A 22,100-nucleotide genomic window follows, 5' to 3' on the forward strand; every position below is an offset into this window, starting at 1 on the left:
TCTGGACATCACCGCCGCGCTGGAAAAGCAGTACCAGGGCAACCTGAGCGCGGCGCTGGCCAAGGCCGGCGGCAGCGATCCGGCAAGCCGTTTCAAGGCCCAGCGTGAGGCCGAACTGGCCACCGCCCGGCAGATGACCGAGCGCGCGCAGGACTTCTACGTGTCCCTCGGCATGCCCAAGCTGCCGGAGAGCTACTGGGCCAACACCCAGTTCATCAAGCCGCTGGACCGCAACGTGGTCTGCCACGCCAGCGCCTGGGACATGAACATGGGCGGCGACGGCAAGGACATCGGCCCGGACGTGCGCACCAAGATGTGCATCACCCCGACCGAAGAGAACTTCACCACCATCTACCACGAGCTGGGCCACATCTATTACGACCTGGCTTACAACCCGCTGCCGCCGCTGTTCCAGGGCGGGGCCAACGACGGCTTCCATGAAGCCATCGGCGACACCATCGTGCTGGCGATGACGCCCAAGTACCTCAACTCCATCGGTCTGGTCGGTGCGCAGCAGGAAAGCCGCGAAGCCACCATCAACGCGCAGATGCGCATGGCCATGAGCGGCGTGTCGTTCCTGCCGTTCGGGCTGATGATCGACCGCTGGCGCTGGGGCGTGTTCGACGGCTCGATCAAGCCGGACCAGTACAACCAGAAATGGTGGGAGCTCAAGGCCCAGTACCAGGGCGTGGCCCCGGCCACCGCCCGCGGCGAGGAGTTCTTCGACGCCGGCGCCAAGTACCACGTGCCGGGCAATACCCCGTACCTGCGTTACTTCCTGGCGCGCATCCTGCAGTACCAGTTCTACAAGGGCCTGTGCGATGCCTCCGGTTATACCGGCCCGCTCAACGAGTGCAGTTTCTACGGCAACAAGGAAGCCGGCCAGAAGTTCTGGGCGATGCTGAGCAAGGGCGCCAGCCAGCCGTGGCAGGCCACCCTGAAGGAACTCACCGGCGAAGAGAAACTCGACGCCGGCCCGATGCTGGAATACTTCGCCCCGCTGCAGGAATGGCTCAAGCAGCAGAACGAAGGCCAGATGTGCGGCTGGACCGCGCAGGCGCCCGCGGCCAGCGCACCGGCAACCCAGGCTACCGCTGCGAAATAAAACTTGCGGGTGGATTGAAGACAAAGGGCGCCTTTATGGCGCCTTTTGTTTTTGTGCGAAGTCCTCCGGCTATATCGAGCGCACCGACTGCACCGCAGTCTGGTTAGGCTGGCGAACTGAAGGGTGTAATCGTTACGCCGTCTTTTTTGCCGCATAAAAACAGGCACAAAACACGCGCCCGCTATCTACAGATCTTTCAATCCAATGAAACACAAGGAAAGTCTCGAGGATTGCCAGCAACATTCAAGTCGGCCATGATCGGCGCTATCCCGCGATTGTGCGGCCCAATGAGTGTTAGCTTTCATGCCAATCTCCTGGAAAAAAACTAACAGATTCAAACCAACACCGATCCTGCAGAGAATCGCTGAGAAAAGAACCATCAACGATAAGGGAGGAGCGTCTTTCTCCGGATTGGAGTTGCAACAGCATATTGGCGTACTGCACTCAATGCTAGATTTCCCTGCCGTATGTGAGCCATTTGACAAGACCAACCTCATATGGACCGCCCTCTCAAATGCCAAACCTGAAATTACGCCAGCCTCATTCATTCAAGCCATAAACAACTCACTCACCACCTCTCTGTCAAAAAAAAGTGAGAAATATGTATTAGTTACATCTATTTCGACACCATCATTGACACGCACCGAGTCCATCAAAGTTATTTCAAACAAAATTCGATTCCATCACTCTGGACTACCGAAAAAATTCGCAAGCCACAAAGAAATCCTGGATAAAAACAAGAGAATAGAGAATTCAATCGAAGAGCCCAGCTCGTATACACCAATATCGATTGAAGTGTTAGCCAAGAGCGAAGCTGAAGCCGCAAACCGTGGCCTTTATGAAATCGATCTACTAAGAGGGCTTTGGTGCATGTTCGTCAATCCGTACATGCAGGTTTCTTTATTTAGCTCAGGGCGCGGACCTATCAATTCGATAAGACTTGGCAACTGCCACACACTCCACAAGAAAAGCGGCGAGAGCGCTTCAACAATGAATTGGTTTGAACATAACTATTCACCCGTAAGAATTTTCAAACCAAAACCTGACTCCCAGTACGGCCGCCACACCAGAATAATCCTCAACCGCCTCTCGCGCACTAAATATAAAAATCCAATCTGCGACTCAATCGTATCCTATGCACGAGCACTGGATGAGCCAGACCCGAGCTCTGCCTTCCTGCGACTATGGACATCACTGGAGTCACTCGTCACGCCCTATCAAGCCAACTATGATCTTCTCGTGAAACGCTGTTCATTCCTATTCACTGATCACGAATACCAACAACAAATTCTTGAGCATTTGCGTGAATTCAGAAACTCAGTCGTCCACACTTCAAAAGAACAGATTGAGGCGCGCACAAACTGCTTCCATCTCCAGACATTCTTCCGCTCACTTGTCTTTTTCCTAATAAATAACGGAAACTACTTCAGATCGCTTTCTGAGGCACATGACTACCTTGACCTACCTAATGATCATGGAGCCATCGTTAGCCGCATAAAACTTCTAACGAAAGCAAAAAGGTTCACATCCCCAATTGAGACATAACCAAATTGACCAAGGACCGTAGGCTGGGTTAGTCCCACCAACCCAGCGCCTTTGTTTTGTTTTGCGATGCTGGGTTGATGGAGCCAACCCAGCCTACCGGGCTCCTGAGCTCTGAGCGCGGGGCTTTTTGCTCGGACGACGGAGCAAATTGCTCGGAGTCCCGAGCTTTCTGCTCGGCGCACGGAGCTGTTTGCTCGGACGACCGAGTACCTGAGCCCGGAACGCCGGGCTTTTTGCTCGATCAAAGGAGCAATTTGCTCGGATTACCGGGCCTTTTGCTCGGCGCGCGGAGCATTTTGCTCGGACCGCCGAGCTCCTGAGCCCGGAACGCCGGGCTTTCTACCCGGATGACGGAGCAATTTGCTCGGAAGCCCCGAGCTTTCTGCCCGGCGCACGGAGCGTTTTGCTCGGGCCGCCGAGCTCCCGAGCCCGGAGCACCGAGCTTTTTGCCCGGGCGGTGGAGCAATCTGCTCGGAGTCCCGAGCTTTCTGCCCGGCACGCGGAGCGCTTTGCTCGGTCGGCCGAGTACCGTAGGCTGGGTTAGCCCTAACAACCCAGCGCCTTTGACGTGCATTGCGATGCTGGGTTGATGGAGCCAACCCAGCCTACGACCCTCCGTCCCTCCGCCGGACATTCCGGTTGGTCACTCCCCGACCCGTAGCCACCGGCAACCCGGCGCCTGGTGGAGGTGCAGCGAGTAGCCCGGGTAAGCAACGCGCACCCGGGACTTGTTCGATGCCTGCCTTGCGGTGTGCCCCCGGGTGCGGCCGATGGCCTTACCCGGGCTACTCGGCTGGCGGGGTGTCTGGGCGGGGTTGTCCACCAGCTCCGGCGCCGATCAGACGCCGAACTATTCCGATGAGGCTTTTTGCTGGTCCGTTAAGGCTTTTTGCTACTCCGGAGAAGCTCGGAGCTGAACAATTAAGGCTTTTTGCTATTCCGGATAGTTTCCGAGCTACTCCGTTAAGGCTTTTTGCTGTTCGGGAGAACTCACGGGCAGCGGAGTGATGCTGCCCCGGCTTCCGGCGCCGTTTGCATGATTCACGGCCCGCCCTGCCACCCATACGACAAGGGCGCCTCGCGACGCCCTTGTGATTCACGCGCTGGGCCGATGGCCGCTCAATGCGTGCCGGCGGTGCCCTTGGCGCCTGCGCCCAGCTCGGCGGCGAGGTTGCGCTTGTAGGTGTCGAAGTCGATGCCCTGCTCCGCGGCCTCGGCGTGGGCGGCGTCCTTCAGCGCATCCGAATACATCAGGCGCACGGGGGTGTTGTTGTTCTCGTGCCATTCGGCCGCACGCATGATCAGCGCCAGCACGCGCGCGGCGCTGGGGGTCTCGCCGGCGATCTTGCCGTCCATGCCCAGCACCCATTCGCCGTCGCGGCGGACGATGCCGGCCAGCAGCGTGCGGTGCTGGTCGCGCAATTCGGCATGCGGCTCGACTTTCGCCTTGGGTTCGGGATTGGCCGCGGCCTGGTTGCGCTCGCGCTCGGCCAGCTTCTTCTTCGCCTCGCGGCGGCCCTTGGATTGGATCGACATCGGTGTGTGCTCTTGAACGGCCGCCGGTGATGGCGGCGCGGCTATTGTCCCTTATCGGGATGACGAGGCGGTGGCGCCTCAGGAATGTGTGGCCGCACGCTGCGCGCGCAGGCTGCGGCGTTCCCATTTCCAGGCGATACCGCTGGCGACGGCGAACAGCCCGGCGCCGATGGCCAGCCACAGCCCGCTGCGGCTGAGCAGCGGCGACAGCACACCGGCGATGACGGAGTTGGTCAGCAGGGTGCTGAAGGCCTGCATCGAGGAGGCGGTGCCGCGCTGGCGCGGGTACATGTCCAGGATCGCCAGGCTCAGGATCGGGAAGATCAGCGCCACGCCGAAGGAGGTCAGCGGCAGCGACAGCACCGCCCACGGCACGCTCATCTGCGGGGCCAGCGCGTTGTAGCCGATGTTGTACAGGGTGGCCACGGCAATGCAGCCATAGCCGATACGTACCGCACGGACGCCATCCATGCGGCCGGCCGCGCGCCCGGAGGCGTAGGCGCCCAGCGCCATGCCGCCGATGGTGGGAATGAACAGCCAGGCGAACTGGCGCTCGTTAAGGTGCAGCAGGTCCAGCACGAAAGCCGGCGCCGAGGCGATGTACAGGAACAGGCCGCCGAAGCCGAGCGAGCCGGCGGCGGCCAGCCGCAGGAAACGCGGATTGCGGGCGATGCCCAGGTAATCGCGCAGCAGCCGTGCCGGGTGCAGCGACAGGCGCGCGTGCGGCGGATGGGTTTCCGGCAGCCAGATCATCGTGATCAGCAGCAGCGCGCTGGAGAACGCCACCAGAAACCAGAAGATGCCCTGCCAGCTGCTCCAGCCCAGCAGCCAGCCGCCGATGATCGGGGCGATGGCCGGGGCGATGGAGAAGATCATCGACACCTGGCTCATCAGCCGCTGGGCGTCGTCGCCGTCGTACAGGTCGCGGATCACCGCGCGGCCGATGATGTAGCCCACGCCGGCCGACAGCCCCTGCAGGCCACGGAACAGCAGCAGCGTGGCCATGTCGGTGGCCAGCGCGCAGCCGATGGAGGCGCCGATGAACACCGCCAGCCCGCCCAGGATGACCCGCTTGCGGCCCAGCGCATCGGACAGCGCGCCGTGCAGCAGGCTCATCAACGCGTAGGCCAGCAGATAGACGCTGATGACCTGCTGCATGGCCAGCTTGTCGGCACCGAGCTCGGCGCCGATGTGGGGAAAGGCGGGGAACACCGCGTCGATCGCGAACGGACCGAACATCGACAGTCCGCCGACCAGCACGGCGATACGGCGCAGCGAGACCTGCTTGCTTGCTTGCATGGATTCCAACAACCGGAAAACGCACCGGCCGGCGACCGGTGCGGGACAAAAACGGGGATGAACAGGACCGGGCGCGGGCGATGCGACACGGCCATGACGGACTCAGGGTATCGGTCTGGTTCCGCATCGTTCAGCGAGATCAAGCCTTCAAGACCGCCGGGCACGGGGCGCGGCCCCAAACACCGGGATGCCGATGGTAATCCAAGCCGGTGCGCGGGTCTGCCCCGGGCTATAATCGGCGCGCTGTACGTAACACGGTGGGAGAAGCGGCTCACCCCGCTGCCGAAGGCGCAAAAGCCCGTAATCGCTCAGGCCCGATACCACCTGCAACAAAACTCTGGAGAGACCGGGTTACCGGCGCCGAAGGGGCAAGAAGCACACGATCCTCGTCGCGGCGCTTCCAAACTCTCAGGCAAAAGGACAGAGGGGCGCAAGACACGCCACCGGCTTGCCGGCTGTGGCGCCGTTTGCGCGGCGCTGTGGTCTGCCGGTGCGGGCCTTGCCCACCCCGCCTTTGCCCGCACGCCTTCTCCGGACGTCAGCCATGACCCAGAACACCCCTTCGTTGCGCGACCTCGAACATTCCTCCGCCTTCGTCGAGCGCCACATCGGCCCCAACGATGCCGAAATCGCGCAGATGCTGCGCGTGGTCGGCCACGACTCGCTTGAAGCGCTGACCGACGCCATCGTGCCGGGCTCGATCAAGTCGCCGGCGCCGCTGGCGCTGCCCGAGTCGCTGACCGAAGTGGAAGCGCTGGCCAAGATCCGCGCCATCGCCCGCAAGAACACCGTGCTGCGCAGCTTCATCGGCCAGGGCTATTACGGCACCCACACGCCGAACGTGATCCTGCGCAACATCCTGGAAAACCCGGCCTGGTACACCGCCTACACCCCGTACCAGGCGGAAATCTCGCAGGGCCGCATGGAAGCGCTGATCAACTTCCAGACCCTGTGCGCCGACCTGACGGGCATGGAGATCGCCAACGCCTCGCTGCTGGACGAAGCCACCGCCGCGGCTGAAGCGATGACCCTGGCCAAGCGTTCGGCCAAGTCCAAGTCCAACCTGTTCTTCGTGCATGACGCGGTGCACCCGCAGACGCTGGAACTGCTGCGCACCCGCGCCGAGCCGATGGGCATCGCGCTGCAGGTCGGCACCCCGGCCGAGGCGATGACCGCCGATGCGTTCGGCGTGCTGCTGCAGTACCCGGACACCTTCGGCCATATCGGCGACCACAAGGCGCTGGCCGAGGCCGTGCATGCGCGCCAGGGCCTGGTGGCGGTGGCCACCGACCTGCTGGCGCTGACCCTGATCGCCGCCCCGGGCGAATGGGGCGCGGATATCGTGGTTGGCAACAGCCAGCGTTTCGGCGTGCCGTTCGGTTTCGGCGGCCCGCACGCGGCGTTCATGGCCTGCCGTGACGCCTACAAGCGCTCGATGCCGGGCCGCCTGATCGGCGTGTCGGTCGATGCGGCCGGCAATCCGGCCTACCGCTTGACCCTGCAGACCCGCGAGCAGCACATCCGCCGCGAGAAGGCCACCTCCAACATCTGCACCGCACAGGTGCTGCTGGCGGTGATGGCCTCGATGTACGCCGTCTACCACGGTCCGGAAGGGCTGACCCGCATCGCCCGCCGCACCCACCGCCTGGCCGCGATCCTCGCCGCCGCGCTGCGCAATGCCGGCGTGGCCGTGGGCAATGATTTCTTCGACACCCTGCACATCACCGGCGTGGACGCCGCCGCGCTGCAGGCCAAGGCCGTGGCCGCCGGCTACAACGTGCGCGTGATCGATGCCGGCTCGGTCGGCATCAGCCTGGACGAGACCGCCACCCGCGCCGACATCGTGGCGCTGGGCCAGCTGTTCGGCGCCAATATCGTGGACGATGCGCAGGACAGCGCGAGTGTCGCGGGAGGCAGGATGCCGGGAGCGACCGTGGAAGCACTGGATGCCAGCACCGCCGATGCACTGCCGAAGGCACTGCTGCGCCAGTCCGCGTTCATGACCCACCCGGTGTTCAACACGCACCACAGCGAGCACGAGATGCTGCGCTACCTGCGCTCGCTGGCCGACAAGGATCTGGCGATGGATCGCACGATGATCCCGCTGGGCAGCTGCACGATGAAGCTCAACGCCACCGCCGAGATGATCCCGATCACCTGGCCGGAGTTCGCCAACATCCATCCGCTGGCCCCAGCCGATCAGGCGCAGGGCTACAAGGAACTGATCGACGGGCTGGAAGCGATGCTGGTGGAATGCACCGGCTATGACGCGGTGAGCCTGCAGCCGAACTCCGGCGCGCAGGGCGAGTACGCCGGCCTGCTGGCGATCCGCGCCTATCACCGCTCGCGCGGCGAAGGCCATCGTGACATCTGCCTGATCCCGGATTCGGCGCACGGCACCAACCCGGCCTCGGCGCAGATGTGCGGCATGACCGTGGTCGTGACCAAGACCGATGGCAACGGCAACGTCGATGTCGAGGACATCCGCCGCAACGCCGAGAAGTACAGCGACCGTCTGGCCGCGCTGATGATCACCTACCCCTCCACGCACGGCGTGTTCGAGGAGGAGGTGGTGGAGATCTGCGAGATCATCCACCAGCACGGCGGCCAGGTGTACACCGACGGCGCCAACATGAACGCCCTGGTCGGCGTGGCCAAGCCCGGCAAGTGGGGCTCGGACGTGTCGCACCTGAACCTGCACAAGACCTTCTGCATTCCGCACGGCGGCGGCGGCCCGGGCGTGGGTCCGTGTGCGGTGAAGTCGCATCTGGCCCCGTTCCTGCCGGGCAAGCTCGGTGACAACGGCCCGGTCGGCATGGTCAGCGCGGCCAGCTTCGGCAGCGCCTCGATCCTGCCGATCAGCTGGATGTACATCACCCTGATGGGCACCGCCGGCCTGCGCAAGGCGACCCAGGTGGCGCTGCTCAACGCCAACTACATCGCCACCCGTCTGGCCCCGCACTACAAGACGCTGTACACCGGCCGCAACGGCCTGGTGGCGCACGAGTGCATCCTGGATGTGCGTCCGCTGGAGAAGGCCACCGGCATCGGCGCCGAGGACGTGGCCAAGCGCCTGATCGACTTCGGCTTCCACGCCCCGACCCTGAGCTTCCCGGTCGCCGGCACGCTGATGGTGGAGCCGACCGAAAGCGAATCGCAGCACGAGCTGGACCGTTTCATCGACGCGATGATCCAGATCCGCGAGGAAATCCAGGCCATCGAAGACGGCAAACTGGACCGCGAGGACAACCCGCTCAAGCACGCCCCGCACACCGCCACCCAGGTGTCGGCCAGCGAGTGGGCCCACGCCTACCCGCGCGAACTGGCCGCCTTCCCGCTGCCCTCGCTCAAGCTGCAGAAGTACTGGCCGCCAGTGGCACGCGTGGACAACGTCTATGGCGACAAGAACATCATGTGCGCCTGCATCCCGGTGGATGCGTACAAGGATGAAGTCGAAGCCTGATTCGACCGGCTGACCAGCTGAGTAAAACAAAACCCCGCTTCGGCGGGGTTTTTTTGTTCCAGGATGGAGATTTCCGCCTGCCGAACTGCCTGCGCGGGAGCATGACCACCGGCCAGTGAAGACACGGAAACGGGGACTTTCCCTACAGAAACCGCCCGTGACTCCATGGCATAACAGCACGCGAAGGATCCTGATCCGCCCATCCGACTCAAGGACACGGACATGCCAGAGTTCGATATCACCACGTCAGCCGATGAAGTCGTCACGCTGCTGCAGCAAGGCCGTGCCCGCGATGCCGCTGCCCACCTGGAAGCATTGCGCCAAGAGCAGCCACCGGTAATCCAGGAAGCAATGGATCGCTACGTGGCGGTTCGCGCGGAAACGCAACTTGCCGCTTTGCGCCAGCCAGGCGGTATTCCCTCCGCAGATACCGTGCTCCTGCAGCCACTGCTGGAGCGCATGGCGCACGCGCGGCTTCCGCCCCGATTTCGGGAACCGGAGGAGACCAAAAGCCTGACGCAAACGCAACTACATGATGTCTATGCCAGCATCATTGGCACCCGCGGCAATGAAGCGGCGCGCGCAGCATTGACGAGGCAGGACAGGGTAATTCTTGGATTGCGTCAGGAAAACCGCACCACACAAGGCACATCACTTGCTGGTGCCCCCAACTCGCAGGGCAACGGAGTTTACGACGATCGCATCGTGGTGCTGTGGACTGGTGCGAATGGGAGTCGCCACGCCCGCGAGTTCCACAAGGCAACCACCGAACCGACAGCGCAATACGACCATCACGCCGGCAGCGACGGTAACCGGATCTATTCCGATACACGCCGTCAGGCACCACGTCTGCCGACCTCCGCCGGCTATGAAAACGTGATCCATCGCAAGATCGAAGGGAACGATGTCAACGCAGATCAGGTGCGCGATCTCGGGCGCTTGGCTGAGGGGACCACCGAGATGTTGGCCACCACACACCCGCGCAGGCGCTTCCCCGATGAATTTTCCTTACGGCCCAGCCCAGCGGCAATAGTAGCCGGAGCCAATCGTGTGGAGCGTGACAGCAACGGCGATGGCTGGTTCGATTCCCGTGATGTTCAGGGCGTGCATTCCCTCAACAACACATTCAAGTTTCACCGGGGTGGCCTGTACAACACCGATTCCGCCGGCTGCCAGACCATCCGCAATGACGAGTACGACGCCTTCGTCGCTACCGTGCGCGGCACGCCCGGACAAACCCGCTGGCAATATGTTTTGACGTCGGTGGCACCAGTGCAAGCCTTGGAGGGAGATATCGATACCCGTACGCCCCTGAGCCCAGCCAACGACCCAAGACTGCAGCACCATCCCGACCATGCGCTGCTGCGGCAGATCGAGACCCATCTGCACGCGCTGGGTGGCCTTCATGCCGAACGTGCCGAAGCCCATGGCCTGGGTTTGTTGCTCGAAGCCAAGGCCAGAGGTATCACCCGCGTGGACCAGATCGTGACCAGCAACGCCACCGCCAGCCGCGCCGCAGGCGAAACGATGTTTCTGATTCAGGGCCGCGTTAATGACCCTGCGGCGGAACGGATACCAGTTTCGGCAGCCGAGCTGGTCGCGACCTCCATCGACACCGGTCTGCGACGACTGCAGGAACAGGCCACGCAACCCTCACTCTCTATTGAGCAGCCCCAGCAAACTCACACATCGCATGTCAGGGGACATTGACCATGAAAAGGATAGTGTTCTACCACATTGCCGGTATCCCTTCCCTGCTGTTTTCATCGGGCGGTTACGCCTCCCCTTCCGGCATGAAAACACCCCATGCCAAGGAAACCACTACTTCGGTCGCAGTGGCCATTTCTCCCTCCAGCACGCCTCCCTTGTATGGCATGACCTCTCTGGACATATCCATGCCCGAAACACACATCGACCTCAAAGAATTACCGGAGGACATCGCCAACTTCGCACTGTCCCTGCCGCCCACCGATTTCCTCGCCACGCCGGATGTGTGGCAATACACGGTGCAGCAAGCCATCGGCGGCATGATTGTGATTCCTCGTGTTACCGGACGACACGATCGCCGCATCAGCATGGTCGCGCCAGTTGGCTCATCCATGTGGATTCGCACCTTCGAATCGGATAACCCGGCCATTACCGGCTACTTGATACAGACGCAGATCGGCTGCGAATTATTGAAGCGCAGTCCAATCCGCTCACTCGAGAACAATGCCCAGTCCACCTGCACCGACTTCCGCCAGAAGTGGGTAGGCAGCGGCCTGCGCGCCTACATCAAGGTCGCCGGACAACCCATCGAAGACGTCACCACACAACTGACGCCACCGCAGCAAGTGCTGGGAGAAAAAACGCTGAAACGCTACGAACAATTAAGCGCAGGCGGGCCGTTCCTCGATGATTCCCGCTTGGACACCGTGCCAGTGGCACGCTGGATCGTCGAGTCCGATCCCGACAACCCCTTGCCCGAAGACGCGCACACCTTCGACGGCGGTTATCTGGCCCATGCCGGCTTCCTGCTGTGGAACGGCGATCATTTTGAAACCCGCGCTACCGTGCCCGCTGCCTTGTGGCCCTGTCCATCGGAGCTACCATCCTGTCTCGAGGATGATCGCTTTGTAACAAAGCCATGAGTTGCACTTGCGTTGCATGCACACATCTGGATTAGAGGGTGACTGCCAGCACCTGGCCACCCGCTCGCAGCCTTCCCGCCTGAATATTTCAGTCCCCGGCGTCCGCTTCTGCGGCCTGCGCCCGCTCGGCGATCAACGCCCGGTACTGCCGCGGCGCCATGCCGACTTCGGCCTTGAATTTGCGGGTGAAGGCGCTCTGGTCGCTGAAGCCGCACGCCTGGCCAATGCTGGCGACGCTGTCCTTGCCGTGCAGCAGGTGCAATGCGATCTGGATGCGCAGGCGGGTGAGCACCTGCTGCGGCGTCATCTGGAACACTTTGCGGAACGAGCGCTCCAGCTTGGACAGCGAGAATCCGGTGATATCCAGCAGGGTCTGCATGCGCACGTTCTCGGCGTAGTGCGTACTGAGGTATTCCAGCGCCAGCCGCAACGGCTCGTACTGGGATTCCAGCCCACCGCGCTGGCCAAGATCGCGGGATATGCCGATCAGCCCGACGACCTTTCCGTGCTCGATGATCGGCCGCTTGCAGGTTAGGCACCAGCCCGGCTGGCGGTTGGCCAGCAGTTGCAGCTCCATCACGTTCTCGATGACCTCGCCGCCCAGCACCCGTGCATCCTGCTCGACATAGGCCTCGCTCATCCCGGCCGGATACACCTCGTCGGCGCGCTTGCCGATCACCTCGCTGCGCGACTTCATTCCCAGCCGCTGCATCATCGTCATGTTGACGTGGGTATAGCGGCCCTGGGTGTCCTTGGCGAAGAACAGCACGCTGGGAATCGCGTCGAACAGCGCTTCAATTTCAGCAGGGTCGATACGCATCGGATCAATCGGCAGGCAAGCAGGATGGCGGCCATTCTAGCCAGCCCGGGGCTGCGCCTCTCCTGTCCTTGGGCACCTGCCAGCCACGGTTGCCGCCAGATCCGGACAAGTCCGCGAGCGGCATTGGCGGCATGATCGAGCTTCTCCGCCTGCGGACCTGCACCCCATGACCCAGTCCCCCACTCCGAACCATTTCGCCGTCGGCCAGCTGTGGGCCTGCCAGGGCCGGCATGCCGGCGAACAGCCCACGCTGCTGATCAACCGTATCGACCAGCATCCGCTCGGTGGCGGCAACATCTACCACGTGACTCTGGATGCCCTGAAAATCCGCCACCCGGGCCTGCCCAGCGGCTTCATGACCAAGCTCGCCCACGCGCCGGTGACCGACCAGACCTTGGAGCGCAGCCAGCTGCGCTTCATCGCCCAGCGCACGCCGGATCCAGCCTACGAAGAGGGCTATGGGCAGTGGCGCGAGGCGTTTGACGAAGGTCGCGCCGGTTCGTTCGGAGTGAGCACCCCGACCCTGCTGGAAATCGTCGAACGGCGCATCAACGGCACACCGCTCGACCAGCCCTGAGTCACCTCAGCGCGTTGCGGGCAAAGGCTGCGGCCGGAGACCTGCTGCCGGCCCGGCTTTCACCGCCGGCCGCGGCTTCAGCGGCATTGCCTGGAGCTGCCGCACCGAGGTGATGGGCACGGCCTCGGCCCGGCGTTGCGCCGGCCACCACAGGTAGACAAAGGCGCTGCTGGTGCCCAGCAGTCGCGCCTCGCCGGCCTGCGGCGCCGCCTCACCGATCAGATGCACGCGCAGCGGGGCGCCGCGCTTGCCTTCCCGCAGCAGTTCCCCTTTGCCCTGCATATAGATAGCGCTGCCCAGCAGCATCGATGACACCACCACCAGACTGACCCCCGTCACCGGATGGATGCCCACTCCATCCCAGCTCATCAGGCGCGAGCGTGCGAACACCATCCGCGCCCACCAGTGCCGGACACGCAGGGCTTCGATGTAGTGCGGATGACGCCGGCGCACGGTATCCGGCCAAGTCACCAGCACCGCCAGCAAGACGCCACAGACAAACAGCAGGATGTAGGCCGGATCCCGCAATCCCGCCACCAGGAAATCGCTGGCCTGCAGGTAATCGAGGATGGCGATGCCGAATCCCTGGTAGAACCACCAGCTCGACCACAGCCCGAGAAAAGCCACCAGCAGGTAGGCCGTGGAGAACATCAGGGTCGGCTCGTGGCAGATCCGCCGCCACAGGCTCAATACCCAGGAGCGCTCACCGGCGGCGACATCCGGTATCGGCGACCAGTTGGACGGACGTTCGGGCAGCACACCCGTCTCCGGCGATGTGGCGGTGATGATGCTGGCGGCAGCGGTGTCTGTGGTGTCCATGGGCCCTCCCGGCCGATCCAGCATCGCCGAAAACGGGGGTTGCCGGAAGCGATACCAGCCACCTAACCAATCCGTCAGATCCGTGGACGATGTACGGCTGCAACAAAAAGGCCCCGCAATGCGGGGCCTTTTCTCACTCATCGCGGACGCTGCTCAGCCCCACGGATCCTGCAGGATCATGGTGTGGTCGCGGTCCGGACCGGTGGACACGATCGAGATCGGGCAACCAGCCAGTTCTTCCAGCGCGCGCAGGTAGGCACGGGCGGCCGGCGGCAGCTTGTCCCACTCGGTGATGCCGTGGGTGTTCTCGCTCCAGCCCGGGAACTCCAGGTACACCGGCGTGCACTCTTCCCAGCCCTGCGCGTCCAGCGGAGCATATTCGGTGCGCTTGCCGCGGTATTCGTAGGCGATGCAGACCTTGAGCTTCTCCATGCCGTCGAGCACGTCCAGCTTGGTGATACACAGGCCGGAGATACCGTTGATAGCCACGGCGCGCTTGAGCGCGACGATGTCCATCCAGCCGCAACGGCGCGGACGGCCGGTGGAGGCGCCGTACTCGGCACCGCGGTCACGGATGCCCTGGCCGATCTCATCGTCCAGCTCGGTCGGGAACGGACCGCCGCCGACGCGGGTGGCGTAAGCCTTGGCGATGCCCAGCACGTAGTCGATCGCATCGGCGCCGACACCGGCACCGGCCAGCGCGCCACCGACGGTGGTGTTGGAGCTGGTGACGTACGGGTAGGTGCCGTGGTCGATGTCCAGCAGTGCGCCCTGCGCGCCTTCGAACAGCACGCGCTTGCCCTGCTTGCGCAGGTCATGGCAGATGCCGGCGACGTCGGACTTCATCGGCTCGACGTATTCGCCGAACGCCAGGGCTTCCTGGTAGACGGTGTCGAAATCGACCGCTTCCACACCCAGAAACTGGGTCAGCACGAAGTTGTGGTAATCCAGCGCGGCCTTGAGCTTTTCGGCCAGCTGTTCCGGATAGTGCAGGTCGGCGATGCGGATGCCGCGGCGTGCCACCTTGTCTTCATAGGCCGGGCCAATGCCACGACCGGTGGTGCCGATCGCCTTGCCGCCGGCGGCCTTCTCGCGGGCCTGATCCAGCGCGATGTGGTACGGCATGATCAGCGGCGCGGCCGGGGAGATCTTCAGGCGCGAGCGCACTTCAACGCCGGCCGCTTCCAGCTCCTCGATCTCTTTCTTCAGCGCCGCCGGGGAAATCACCACGCCATTGCCGATCAGGCACAGCGCGTCATCGCGCAGGATGCCGGACGGAATCAGGTGCAGGACGGTCTTCTTGCCGTTGATGACCAGGGTATGGCCGGCATTGTGGCCGCCCTGGAAACGCACGACCGCACCGATTTCCTCGGTCAGCAGATCGACGATCTTGCCCTTGCCTTCATCGCCCCACTGGGCGCCGAGAACAACAACTGATTGACCCATGACGGGTGACTCCTGAGTTTGCTGCGGCCATCGGGGCCGCGGACGGGGTCGTGTGGTCCAAGCCTGTTCGCCACGGGGAGGCTCCATCGGGGAGCATCCGGCAAACACCAAGGCCATACACGGAAAAAGCCGCGTCTGGCATTCCATCAACTGGAGGGCCCGACCGGCTTTTGTGGATTATCCGGGTTTTGCCGCGCAGCTACCACCCCTGCACATTCAGGATGACGGCACCGGCCGGTGGGGGTTCAGTGTCGCAGCCACCACAGCATCACCAACCCCGCCGCCAGCGCGATTGCGCCCATCCGCCGCAGCGCCGGCAGCGGGGCGTCCAGCAACTGTTCGGCCATGCGCTTCCACGCGGCCGGGGCGGCAAACAGGAACAGCCCCTCGATCACCGCCACCAGACACAACGCGGCCAACAGGTCTTTCATCGCTCTCTATCCTCCGCCCGTAAAGAAACGGGGACCGGGCAGTGCCCGATCCCCGTCAGGGTGACGCGTGGGAACCGCCTCAGCGATCGTTCTTCATGTACTGCAGGAACGGGTCGTTCTTGTCGAGCACGATCACGCCGTTGCCGTCGGTCATCGAGGCGCGGTAGGCCTCCAGGCTGCGGTAGAACGCGTAGAACGACGGGTCGGCCGAACCGGCCTTGCCGTAGATCGCTGCGGCCTGGGCATCGCCCTCACCGCGCAGCTGCTGCGCATCGCGCTCGGCTTCGGCCACGATCACCGTGCTTTCGCGATCAGCCTGGGCGCGGATGGTCAGCGACTGCTCCTCGCCTTCGGCGCGCAGCTTGGCGGCCTCCTGCTTGCGCTGCGCCCGCATGCGCTCGTACACGTCGGTGATCACCTGGCTGTCGGTGGGCAGGTCGATCTGCTTGATGCGCAGGTCGATGATCTGCATGCCCAGCGGCTTGACCGCCTCGTTGATGCTCTTGAGCTGGCCGGCGATCAGCTCACTGCGGTCACCGGACACCAGCTGCTGCAGCGTGCGCGAGTTGATCTGGTTGCGCAGCGAGTCGGTGATGATCGGCGCCAGACGGGCGTTGGCCACCTTGGCGTCACCGCCGGTGGCGCGGTAGTAGGAGCGCACATCGGAGATGTAACCGATGGCGAAGAAGTCGACGCTGACGTCCTTCTGCTCGGCGGTGAAATAACGCGCCGGCGCGGTGTCCAGCACCTGGAAGCGGCGATCGAACACCCGCACCGTTTCCACCAGCGGCACCTTGAAATGCAGGCCCGGCTTGATGTCCGAGCGCACCACCTTGCCCAGGTTCAGCACCATCGCGGTCTGGTCTTCCCGCACCACGTAGACCGAGCCGAGCAGACCCAGCAGCACAACGACCAGCAGGCCGATTCCAAACGAACTTTTCATCGACCGGCCTCCTCACGATTTGCCGAGCGCGAGACCGAACGGTCCGCATTGCGAATGCTCTCGGTGGCCGACGGCAACGCCGGCACCACCATGTCCGGGGTCAGCTGCGGCGCATTGCCCGACGCCTTGGCGGCGTCGGCCGGCATCGGCACGTAGATCAGCTGGCGGCCGTCGCCACCGATGACCTTGCGGTTTTCCGACAGCACCTGCTGCACGGTTTCCAGCCACAGGCGCTTGCGGGTGACTTCCGGCGCGTTCTTGTACTCGGCCTGCAGCAGGCTGAAGCGGCGCGCGTCACCTTCGGCGCGGGCGACCATCGCCTGCTTGTAACCTTCGGCCGTGGTACGGGCCCGCGAGGCCTGGCCACGCGCTTCCGGCACGACCTTGGCGGCGTAGGCCTGGGCTTCGTTGATCAGGCGTTCCTTGACCTGCTGGGCACCGTTGACCTCGTCGAATGCCGGCTTCACTTCTTCCGGCGGACGCGCGTCGGGCAGGGTCAGGCCGGTGACGCTCAGGCCGGTGTTGTAGGCCTTGAGCGCGGCCTGCAGCCGCTGCTCGGCAACCACCGCCAGCGGGCCGCGGTTGTTGAGGACGGTGTTCAGATCGGCACGGCCGACCTGCTCACGCACCGCGCTCTGCGCCGACTGCTCCAGCACCTGGTCGCCATCGACCGTACCGAACAGATACTGGCGCGGATCGTCGACCCGGTACTGGACGTTGACCGCGACATTGACGATGTTCTCGTCACGGGTCAGCACCGGCACGTTGCTGCTGAAAGTCTTGATCTGGGTGGCGTTGACCTTGGCCACCGATTCGATCGGCCACGGCAGTTTGAAATTCGGGCCGGGCTGCAGGATCCGCGAGAACTGGCCAAAGCGCAGCACCACGCCACGCTGCTGTTCGCCGATCAGCTGGAAGCTGGAGAACAGCACCAGCAACACCACGGCCACCAGCACCCAGCGCCAGATACCGCCATCGAACAGGTCGCGCAGTGGTCCGGGCAGGCTTCCGCCGCCCCAACCTCCCCCATTGCCGCCGCGTGGCTTGCGGTTGCCCTGAGGGCCATCGCCGCTGTTGCCGCCGGGTGTATTCCAGGCCATGCATGCTCCATCTGTCAGGGCCGGCGGCGGACTACCCGCGATTACCGGCCATCAATCGAATCCCGATTCTACAAGATGGGGCAGACCCGCCGTTTCGCAACCGCTATCTTGGACATCCCCCGTTCCGGTCCAGATACCGCCATGTCCCTGTCCGCCCCCTTTTCCGCCTTCCGCATCCACAACGACGAGGCCGGCTACCGCGCCGGACTGGAGCCACTGACGCTGGACCAGCTCAGCCCCGGCGAGGTGGTGATCCGCGCCCGCTGGTCCTCGGTGAACTACAAGGATGCGCTGGCCGGCACCGGCAAGGGCAAGATCCTGCGGCGCTTCCCGCTGGTGGGCGGGATCGACGTGGCCGGCGAAGTGGTGGCCTCCACCGACCCGGCCTTCCGCGAGGGCGACCTGGTGCTCACCACCGGCTGCGGCCTGAGCGAAACCCGGGACGGCGGCTACAGCCAGTACGTGCGGCTGGAATCCAAGTGGGTCATCGCGCTGCCGGCCGGGCTGTCCCTGCGCGAATCGATGATTCTCGGTACCGCCGGTTTCACCGCGGCCCTGGCGCTGCTGCGGATGAAGGAAAACCGCCAGTCGCCCGCCCAGGGTCCGCTGGCGGTCACCGGCGCCACCGGCGGTGTCGGCTCGCTGGCGGTGGACATCTTCAGCCGCGCCGGGTTCGAGGTGCACGCCATCAGCGGCAAAGCCGAGGCGGCGGACTATCTGACCGGCCTGGGTGCCAGCCAGGTGCTGGGCCGCGAGGCGCTGGCCACCACCCGGCCGATGGAATCGGCCCGCTTCGGCGGCGGCCTGGACAACGTCGGCGGGCCGATGCTGGTCAGCCTGCTGGCGCAGACCGCGCCGTACGGCAATGTCGCCTCGGCCGGCCTGGCCGCCAGCGGCGATCTGGCCATGACGGTGATGCCCTTCATCATCCGCGGCGTCTCGCTGCTGGGCGTAGCCTCGGCCGGAACCGCGCGCGATATCCGCCAGCAGGTCTGGCAGCACCTGGGCGATGACTGGAAGCCGCGCCACCTGGACACCATCTGCCGCCGGGAAGTGGGCCTGGCCGAGCTTCCGCAGGTGTTCGAGCGCATGCTGGCCGGACAGTCCTTCGGCCGCACGCTCGTAAGAGTGGACTGACCAACCCGGCACCGCGCCACGGACGTGACGCACAAAGCTTCACGTCCATGCCGGGCCGGCACTACACTCGCCCGCATCTTGGGGAAGATGGAAGTGGGGAAACAACATGGCACGCATCCTGATCGTCGACGATTCACCGTCGCAGCTGATGGGCATCCAGCGCATCGTCGAGAAACTGGGGCATGAGACCTTCACCGCTACCGACGGCGCTGCCGGGGTGGAAGTGGCCAAATCCGTGCTGCCGGACCTGGTGCTCATGGACGTGGTGATGCCCAACCTCAACGGCTTCCAGGCCACCCGCACGCTCAAGCGCGAGGCCAGCACCCAGCACATCCCGGTGATCCTGGTGACCACCAAGGACCAGGACACCGACCGGCTGTGGGGCATGCGCCAGGGCGCCAAGGCCTATATCACCAAGCCGTTCTCCGAAGCGGAGCTGTCGGAAGTGATTGAACGGGTATTCAACGTGGAAGAGCCGCCGCCGGCCTGAAGCCACGATTGCGGACAAGCAAAAGGCGGGCCACTGGCCCGCCTTTGTGCTTTCTGCCTACCGGGTCGCCGCGCTTACGGGGCTTCGCCGAACGCCTTGGCCAGGTTCTGGTACGCCTTGCGCTGGGCGTCGTTGGTGGCCACCGGCGCAACCACCTCCAGTTCCACGATCTGGTCGCCATCAGGCGAGCCCGGCAGTCCGCGCCCGCGCAGGCGCAGCTTGCGCCCGCTGTCCGAATCGGCCGGCACCTTCAGCTCCACCGCCCCGCCCAGGGTTGGCACGCTGATGCTGGTACCCAGCGCGGCCTGCCACGGCGTAACCTGCAGCGTGTAGAGGATATTGCGGCCATCGACCTCGAACTGCGGATGCGCGGCGTACTCCACTTCCAGCATCAGGTTGCCGCCGGCGCTGCCCTGCCCGGACAGCCGGATCACCTGGCCCGGACGGATGCCCTTGGGCACGCGCACATCCAGCTGGCGGCCATCCACGGTGATACGCAAGGTGTCGCCCTTGTAGGCGGCCTCCAGCGGCACCGACAGTTTGGCGCGGGTATCGCGCATCGGCTGCGGCCCGGCGCCCCCGAAGCCCCCCTGGGCACGGCCGCCGCCGCGCTGGCGGGCGAACAGGCTTTCGAAGAAATCGCTGAAGCCGCCGCCGGCGCCACCACCGCCGAAGACCTCCTCGAAATCGAACCCCTGGCCGCCGCCGAAGTTGGGCGGCGCGTGGAATTCCTCGCCCGGACGATAGCCCTGCGCACGCAGCTGGTCGTACGCGCGGCGTTTGGCCGGGTCGCGCAGCGCCTCGTAGGCCTCGTTGACGGCCTTGAACTTCTCCTCGGCGCCGGTTTCCTTGCTCACATCAGGATGGTATTTGCGCGCCAGCCGCCGGTAGGCCGCCTTGATCTCGGCATCGCCGGCCGTGGGCTCGACCCCCAACGTTGCGTAGTAATCCTTGAATTCCATCCATCCACCTCTGAAAAAGTCCGGCCCGCCACCTTTCGGCAACGGGCCGTCATGCATGCGGCAACCGCCGTGGCGCCATTCTACCGGGCCACGGCGGCTGCGCCGGTGCAAACCCGCTCACATCGGCTCAGCCCGCGACGTGACGGACCTCGATGCGGCGCGGCGCCGCCTCGCTGCGCTTGGGAATGCGGATCTCCAGCACGCCGTTGCGGTTGCTGGCCACGATCCCCTCCACGTCAACGCTGTCAGGCAGAGTGAAGCGGCGGATGAACGTCCCATGGCCACGCTCGCTGCGCGAAAGCTGCTGGCCTTCCTCCAGCTTCGGGGCCACGCGCTCGCCCTTGATTGAAAGAACGCCCTTGTCCATCTGCACGTCGATGGCAGCCGGATCCACGCCCGGAAGATCGACCAGCAGCACGAACTGCGACGCTTCCTCGCGGATATCCACGGCCGGTACCCAGGCGGTGCTGGCGCGGGCGGCGCTTTCGGCGGTTTTCAGCAGCGGCGCCAGCAGATCATGGATCTCGGTCTGCGTCGGCCACTGGCGGTAACGTACGATGCTCATGATGTCCTCCTGCAAGTGTGGACTGACATGCCGGAATGGCGATGCCGTTCCCGTGCACCCCAGATATTGTGTGAAGACAGCCTTTTCAAGCCGTTGACGCTGCGCTTCACCAGCGGCCACTAAACTCAAATTCAGGCAAGGAGATAACCATGTCCATCCACGTTGGCGACCGCATTCCGGAAGTAGCCCTCAAGCGCCTGCGCGCAGGGCTGGAGACGGTCGACACCTACGCGCTGTTCGATGGCCGCAAGGCGGTGCTGTTCGCGGTACCGGGGGCATTCACCCCGACCTGCTCGGCCCGCCATCTGCCCGGGTACGTCGAGCATTTCGACGAATTCCGCCGTCGTGGCATCGAGGTGTACTGCATGGCGGTGAACGACGCCTTCGTGATGCAGGCCTGGGCCAAGACCCAGTCGGTGCCCGATGGCCTGCAGATGCTGTCCGACGGCAATGGCGAGCTCACCCGCGCGTTGGGACTGGAGCTGGATGCCAGCAGCTCCGGCATGGGCCTGCGTTCGCGCCGTTTCGCGCTGTATATCGAAGACGGCGTGGTGCGCAGCTGCTTCATCGAGCAGCCGGGCCAGTTCGAGGTCTCCTCCGCGGAGCATGTCCTCGCCCATCTCCCCACATAAGTTTTCCCACAGAAGGATCCGCCAGCCATGAGCAAGCCGTCCGCCGCCAAGTCCGTCCAGCCCGCCGGGTTCACCGACCGCAAAACCCTGCGCGCCAACGCCCGCAAGAGCATCGAGGATGGCGCCATCACCCCGTCCTACGGTGCCGATCGCAACGCGGTGATCAAGTTGCTCAACGACGCGCTGGCAACCGAATGGGTATGCGTGCTGCGCTACTACCGGCACTACTACATGGCCAAGGGCATGCTTGCCGATTCGGTGAAAGCCGAATTCCTCGAGCATGCACAGCAGGAGCAGGAACACGCCGGCATGCTGGCCGAGCGCATCGTGCAGCTGGGCGGCGAGCCGGACCTCAATCCGGACACCCTGACCGCCCGCGCCCATGCCGAATACAAGGAAGGCGATGATCTGCGCGACATGGTGCGCGAGAACCTGATCGCCGAGCGCATCGCCATCGACAGCTACCGCGAGATGATCAACTTCATCGGCGACAAGGACACCACCACCAAGCGCATGCTTGAGCTCATCCTGGCGCAGGAAGAGGAGCACGCCGACGACTTCGCCGACCTGCTGGAAGGCTTGGTCGGCAAGTAAGCAGGC

At 64.2% G+C, this 22,100-nt stretch carries 20 protein-coding genes and 1 riboswitch; of the genes, 10 read left to right on the forward strand and 10 right to left on the reverse strand.

Annotated elements, in window-relative coordinates:
- Nucleotides 1–1,105, forward strand: a 1,105-nt coding sequence (locus tag ARC78_RS07415) for a M2 family metallopeptidase (RefSeq protein WP_145974292.1), incomplete at its 5' end; no start/stop codon positions are given.
- Between the two features lie 303 nt (nucleotides 1,106–1,408).
- Nucleotides 1,409–2,650, forward strand: a complete 1,242-nt coding sequence (locus ARC78_RS16580) for a HEPN domain-containing protein (RefSeq protein ID WP_145974293.1) — start codon at nucleotides 1,409–1,411, stop codon at nucleotides 2,648–2,650.
- A gap of 1,119 nt (nucleotides 2,651–3,769) precedes the next feature.
- Here ARC78_RS16580 and ARC78_RS07420 read toward each other — a convergent pair.
- Both ARC78_RS07420 and ARC78_RS07425 read right to left on the reverse strand, forming a co-directional pair.
- Nucleotides 3,770–4,186, reverse strand: a complete 417-nt coding sequence (locus ARC78_RS07420; protein ID WP_054657894.1) for a hypothetical protein — start codon at nucleotides 4,184–4,186, stop codon at nucleotides 3,770–3,772.
- 78 nt (nucleotides 4,187–4,264) lie between these two features.
- The gene (locus tag ARC78_RS07425) at nucleotides 4,265–5,485 is read right to left on the reverse strand and encodes a multidrug effflux MFS transporter (RefSeq protein WP_054657898.1); all 1,221 of its coding nucleotides are present in this window, start codon (nucleotides 5,483–5,485) and stop codon (nucleotides 4,265–4,267) included.
- A 327-nt stretch (nucleotides 5,486–5,812) separates the two neighbouring features.
- Nucleotides 5,813–5,919: riboswitch (glycine riboswitch) on the forward strand.
- A 110-nt stretch (nucleotides 5,920–6,029) separates the two neighbouring features.
- On the opposite strand from ARC78_RS07425, the gene gcvP reads away from it, so the two are divergent.
- The 3 genes from gcvP (at nucleotide 6,030) to ARC78_RS07440 (ending at nucleotide 11,578) form a co-directional block, all read left to right on the forward strand.
- Nucleotides 6,030–8,948, forward strand: coding sequence for an aminomethyl-transferring glycine dehydrogenase (gene gcvP, locus ARC78_RS07430; RefSeq protein ID WP_054657892.1), 2,919 nt, complete (start codon nucleotides 6,030–6,032; stop codon nucleotides 8,946–8,948).
- A 222-nt stretch (nucleotides 8,949–9,170) separates the two neighbouring features.
- Nucleotides 9,171–10,658, forward strand: coding sequence for an XVIPCD domain-containing protein (locus ARC78_RS07435; protein WP_054657890.1), 1,488 nt, complete (start codon nucleotides 9,171–9,173; stop codon nucleotides 10,656–10,658).
- 14 nt (nucleotides 10,659–10,672) lie between these two features.
- Nucleotides 10,673–11,578 carry a hypothetical protein gene (locus ARC78_RS07440; RefSeq protein ID WP_145974294.1) on the forward strand — a complete coding sequence of 302 codons (906 nt, stop codon included), beginning with the start codon at nucleotides 10,673–10,675 and terminating at the stop codon, nucleotides 11,576–11,578.
- Nucleotides 11,579–11,666: 88 nt separating this feature from the next.
- On the opposite strand, the gene ARC78_RS07445 is transcribed toward ARC78_RS07440, so the two are convergent.
- A complete protein-coding gene (locus tag ARC78_RS07445) occupies nucleotides 11,667–12,398 on the reverse strand; it encodes an AraC family transcriptional regulator (protein ID WP_057506015.1) in 732 nt (243 codons plus the stop codon).
- Nucleotides 12,399–12,564: 166 nt separating this feature from the next.
- Between ARC78_RS07445 and ARC78_RS07450 the strand changes: the two genes are divergently transcribed.
- Nucleotides 12,565–12,975 (forward strand): hypothetical protein, encoded by a 411-nt coding sequence (locus ARC78_RS07450; RefSeq protein ID WP_054657886.1) that lies wholly within the window; start codon nucleotides 12,565–12,567, stop codon nucleotides 12,973–12,975.
- A gap of 6 nt (nucleotides 12,976–12,981) precedes the next feature.
- Here the strand turns inward: ARC78_RS07450 and ARC78_RS07455 are convergent, their stop codons facing one another.
- From ARC78_RS07455 to hflK, 5 genes are all read right to left on the reverse strand, one after another.
- A complete protein-coding gene (locus ARC78_RS07455; RefSeq protein WP_057506016.1) occupies nucleotides 12,982–13,794 on the reverse strand; it encodes a hypothetical protein in 813 nt (270 codons plus the stop codon).
- Nucleotides 13,795–13,947: 153 nt separating this feature from the next.
- Entirely contained in the window at nucleotides 13,948–15,240 is a 1,293-nt protein-coding gene (locus tag ARC78_RS07460; RefSeq protein ID WP_054659500.1) for an adenylosuccinate synthase, read from the reverse strand.
- Nucleotides 15,241–15,485: 245 nt separating this feature from the next.
- Complete coding sequence (locus tag ARC78_RS07465) at nucleotides 15,486–15,671, reverse strand: DUF2065 domain-containing protein (RefSeq protein WP_054659498.1); 186 nt, start codon at nucleotides 15,669–15,671, stop codon at nucleotides 15,486–15,488.
- Between the two features lie 79 nt (nucleotides 15,672–15,750).
- Nucleotides 15,751–16,614: a protease modulator HflC gene (gene hflC, locus ARC78_RS07470; RefSeq protein WP_054659496.1), complete on the reverse strand. Its 864-nt coding sequence runs from the start codon at nucleotides 16,612–16,614 to the stop codon at nucleotides 15,751–15,753.
- Nucleotides 16,611–17,714: an FtsH protease activity modulator HflK gene (hflK, locus tag ARC78_RS07475; RefSeq protein WP_054659494.1), complete on the reverse strand. Its 1,104-nt coding sequence runs from the start codon at nucleotides 17,712–17,714 to the stop codon at nucleotides 16,611–16,613. The genes hflC and hflK overlap by 4 nt, the downstream gene beginning before the upstream one ends.
- A 141-nt stretch (nucleotides 17,715–17,855) precedes the next feature.
- Here hflK and ARC78_RS07480 point away from each other — a divergent pair, with 141 nt between their 5' ends.
- Nucleotides 17,856–18,851 (forward strand): YhdH/YhfP family quinone oxidoreductase, encoded by a 996-nt coding sequence (locus ARC78_RS07480; RefSeq protein ID WP_057506017.1) that lies wholly within the window; start codon nucleotides 17,856–17,858, stop codon nucleotides 18,849–18,851.
- A gap of 106 nt (nucleotides 18,852–18,957) precedes the next feature.
- Entirely contained in the window at nucleotides 18,958–19,341 is a 384-nt protein-coding gene (gene pilH, locus ARC78_RS07485) for a twitching motility response regulator PilH (RefSeq protein WP_054660845.1), read from the forward strand.
- Between the two features lie 74 nt (nucleotides 19,342–19,415).
- On the opposite strand, the gene ARC78_RS07490 is transcribed toward pilH, so the two are convergent.
- Both ARC78_RS07490 and ARC78_RS07495 read right to left on the reverse strand, forming a co-directional pair.
- On the reverse strand, nucleotides 19,416–20,303 hold the full coding sequence (locus tag ARC78_RS07490; RefSeq protein ID WP_057506018.1) for a DnaJ C-terminal domain-containing protein: 888 nt from the start codon (nucleotides 20,301–20,303) through the stop codon (nucleotides 19,416–19,418).
- 127 nt (nucleotides 20,304–20,430) lie between these two features.
- Nucleotides 20,431–20,868, reverse strand: a complete 438-nt coding sequence (locus ARC78_RS07495) for an Hsp20/alpha crystallin family protein (RefSeq protein ID WP_054660443.1) — start codon at nucleotides 20,866–20,868, stop codon at nucleotides 20,431–20,433.
- A 149-nt stretch (nucleotides 20,869–21,017) separates the two neighbouring features.
- Here ARC78_RS07495 and ARC78_RS07500 point away from each other — a divergent pair, with 149 nt between their 5' ends.
- Complete coding sequence (locus tag ARC78_RS07500; RefSeq protein WP_054660441.1) at nucleotides 21,018–21,500, forward strand: peroxiredoxin; 483 nt, start codon at nucleotides 21,018–21,020, stop codon at nucleotides 21,498–21,500.
- A gap of 27 nt (nucleotides 21,501–21,527) precedes the next feature.
- The gene (locus ARC78_RS07505; protein WP_054660439.1) at nucleotides 21,528–22,094 is read left to right on the forward strand and encodes a ferritin-like domain-containing protein; all 567 of its coding nucleotides are present in this window, start codon (nucleotides 21,528–21,530) and stop codon (nucleotides 22,092–22,094) included.
- Nucleotides 22,095–22,100: the final 6 nt, after the last annotated feature.

Source organism: Stenotrophomonas pictorum JCM 9942 (assembly GCF_001431585.1).
Lineage (GTDB): Bacteria > Pseudomonadota > Gammaproteobacteria > Xanthomonadales > Xanthomonadaceae > Stenotrophomonas > Stenotrophomonas pictorum.

Bases quoted from the DNA above. Each gene is read 5' to 3' on its own strand.
- ARC78_RS16580 (WP_145974293.1), top strand. From the start codon at position 1,409: ATGCCAATCTCCTGGAAAAAAACTAACAGATTCAAACCAACACCGATC.
- ARC78_RS07420 (WP_054657894.1), bottom strand. From the start codon at position 4,186: ATGTCGATCCAATCCAAGGGCCGCCGCGAGGCGAAGAAGAAGCTGGCC.
- ARC78_RS07425 (WP_054657898.1), bottom strand. From the start codon at position 5,485: ATGCAAGCAAGCAAGCAGGTCTCGCTGCGCCGTATCGCCGTGCTGGTC.
- gcvP (WP_054657892.1), top strand. From the start codon at position 6,030: ATGACCCAGAACACCCCTTCGTTGCGCGACCTCGAACATTCCTCCGCC.
- ARC78_RS07435 (WP_054657890.1), top strand. From the start codon at position 9,171: ATGCCAGAGTTCGATATCACCACGTCAGCCGATGAAGTCGTCACGCTG.
- ARC78_RS07445 (WP_057506015.1), bottom strand. From the start codon at position 12,398: ATGCGTATCGACCCTGCTGAAATTGAAGCGCTGTTCGACGCGATTCCC.
- ARC78_RS07450 (WP_054657886.1), top strand. From the start codon at position 12,565: ATGACCCAGTCCCCCACTCCGAACCATTTCGCCGTCGGCCAGCTGTGG.
- ARC78_RS07455 (WP_057506016.1), bottom strand. From the start codon at position 13,794: ATGGACACCACAGACACCGCTGCCGCCAGCATCATCACCGCCACATCG.
- ARC78_RS07460 (WP_054659500.1), bottom strand. From the start codon at position 15,240: ATGGGTCAATCAGTTGTTGTTCTCGGCGCCCAGTGGGGCGATGAAGGC.
- ARC78_RS07465 (WP_054659498.1), bottom strand. From the start codon at position 15,671: ATGAAAGACCTGTTGGCCGCGTTGTGTCTGGTGGCGGTGATCGAGGGG.
- hflC (WP_054659496.1), bottom strand. From the start codon at position 16,614: ATGAAAAGTTCGTTTGGAATCGGCCTGCTGGTCGTTGTGCTGCTGGGT.
- hflK (WP_054659494.1), bottom strand. From the start codon at position 17,714: ATGGCCTGGAATACACCCGGCGGCAACAGCGGCGATGGCCCTCAGGGC.
- ARC78_RS07480 (WP_057506017.1), top strand. From the start codon at position 17,856: ATGTCCCTGTCCGCCCCCTTTTCCGCCTTCCGCATCCACAACGACGAG.
- pilH (WP_054660845.1), top strand. From the start codon at position 18,958: ATGGCACGCATCCTGATCGTCGACGATTCACCGTCGCAGCTGATGGGC.
- ARC78_RS07490 (WP_057506018.1), bottom strand. From the start codon at position 20,303: ATGGAATTCAAGGATTACTACGCAACGTTGGGGGTCGAGCCCACGGCC.
- ARC78_RS07495 (WP_054660443.1), bottom strand. From the start codon at position 20,868: ATGAGCATCGTACGTTACCGCCAGTGGCCGACGCAGACCGAGATCCAT.
- ARC78_RS07500 (WP_054660441.1), top strand. From the start codon at position 21,018: ATGTCCATCCACGTTGGCGACCGCATTCCGGAAGTAGCCCTCAAGCGC.
- ARC78_RS07505 (WP_054660439.1), top strand. From the start codon at position 21,528: ATGAGCAAGCCGTCCGCCGCCAAGTCCGTCCAGCCCGCCGGGTTCACC.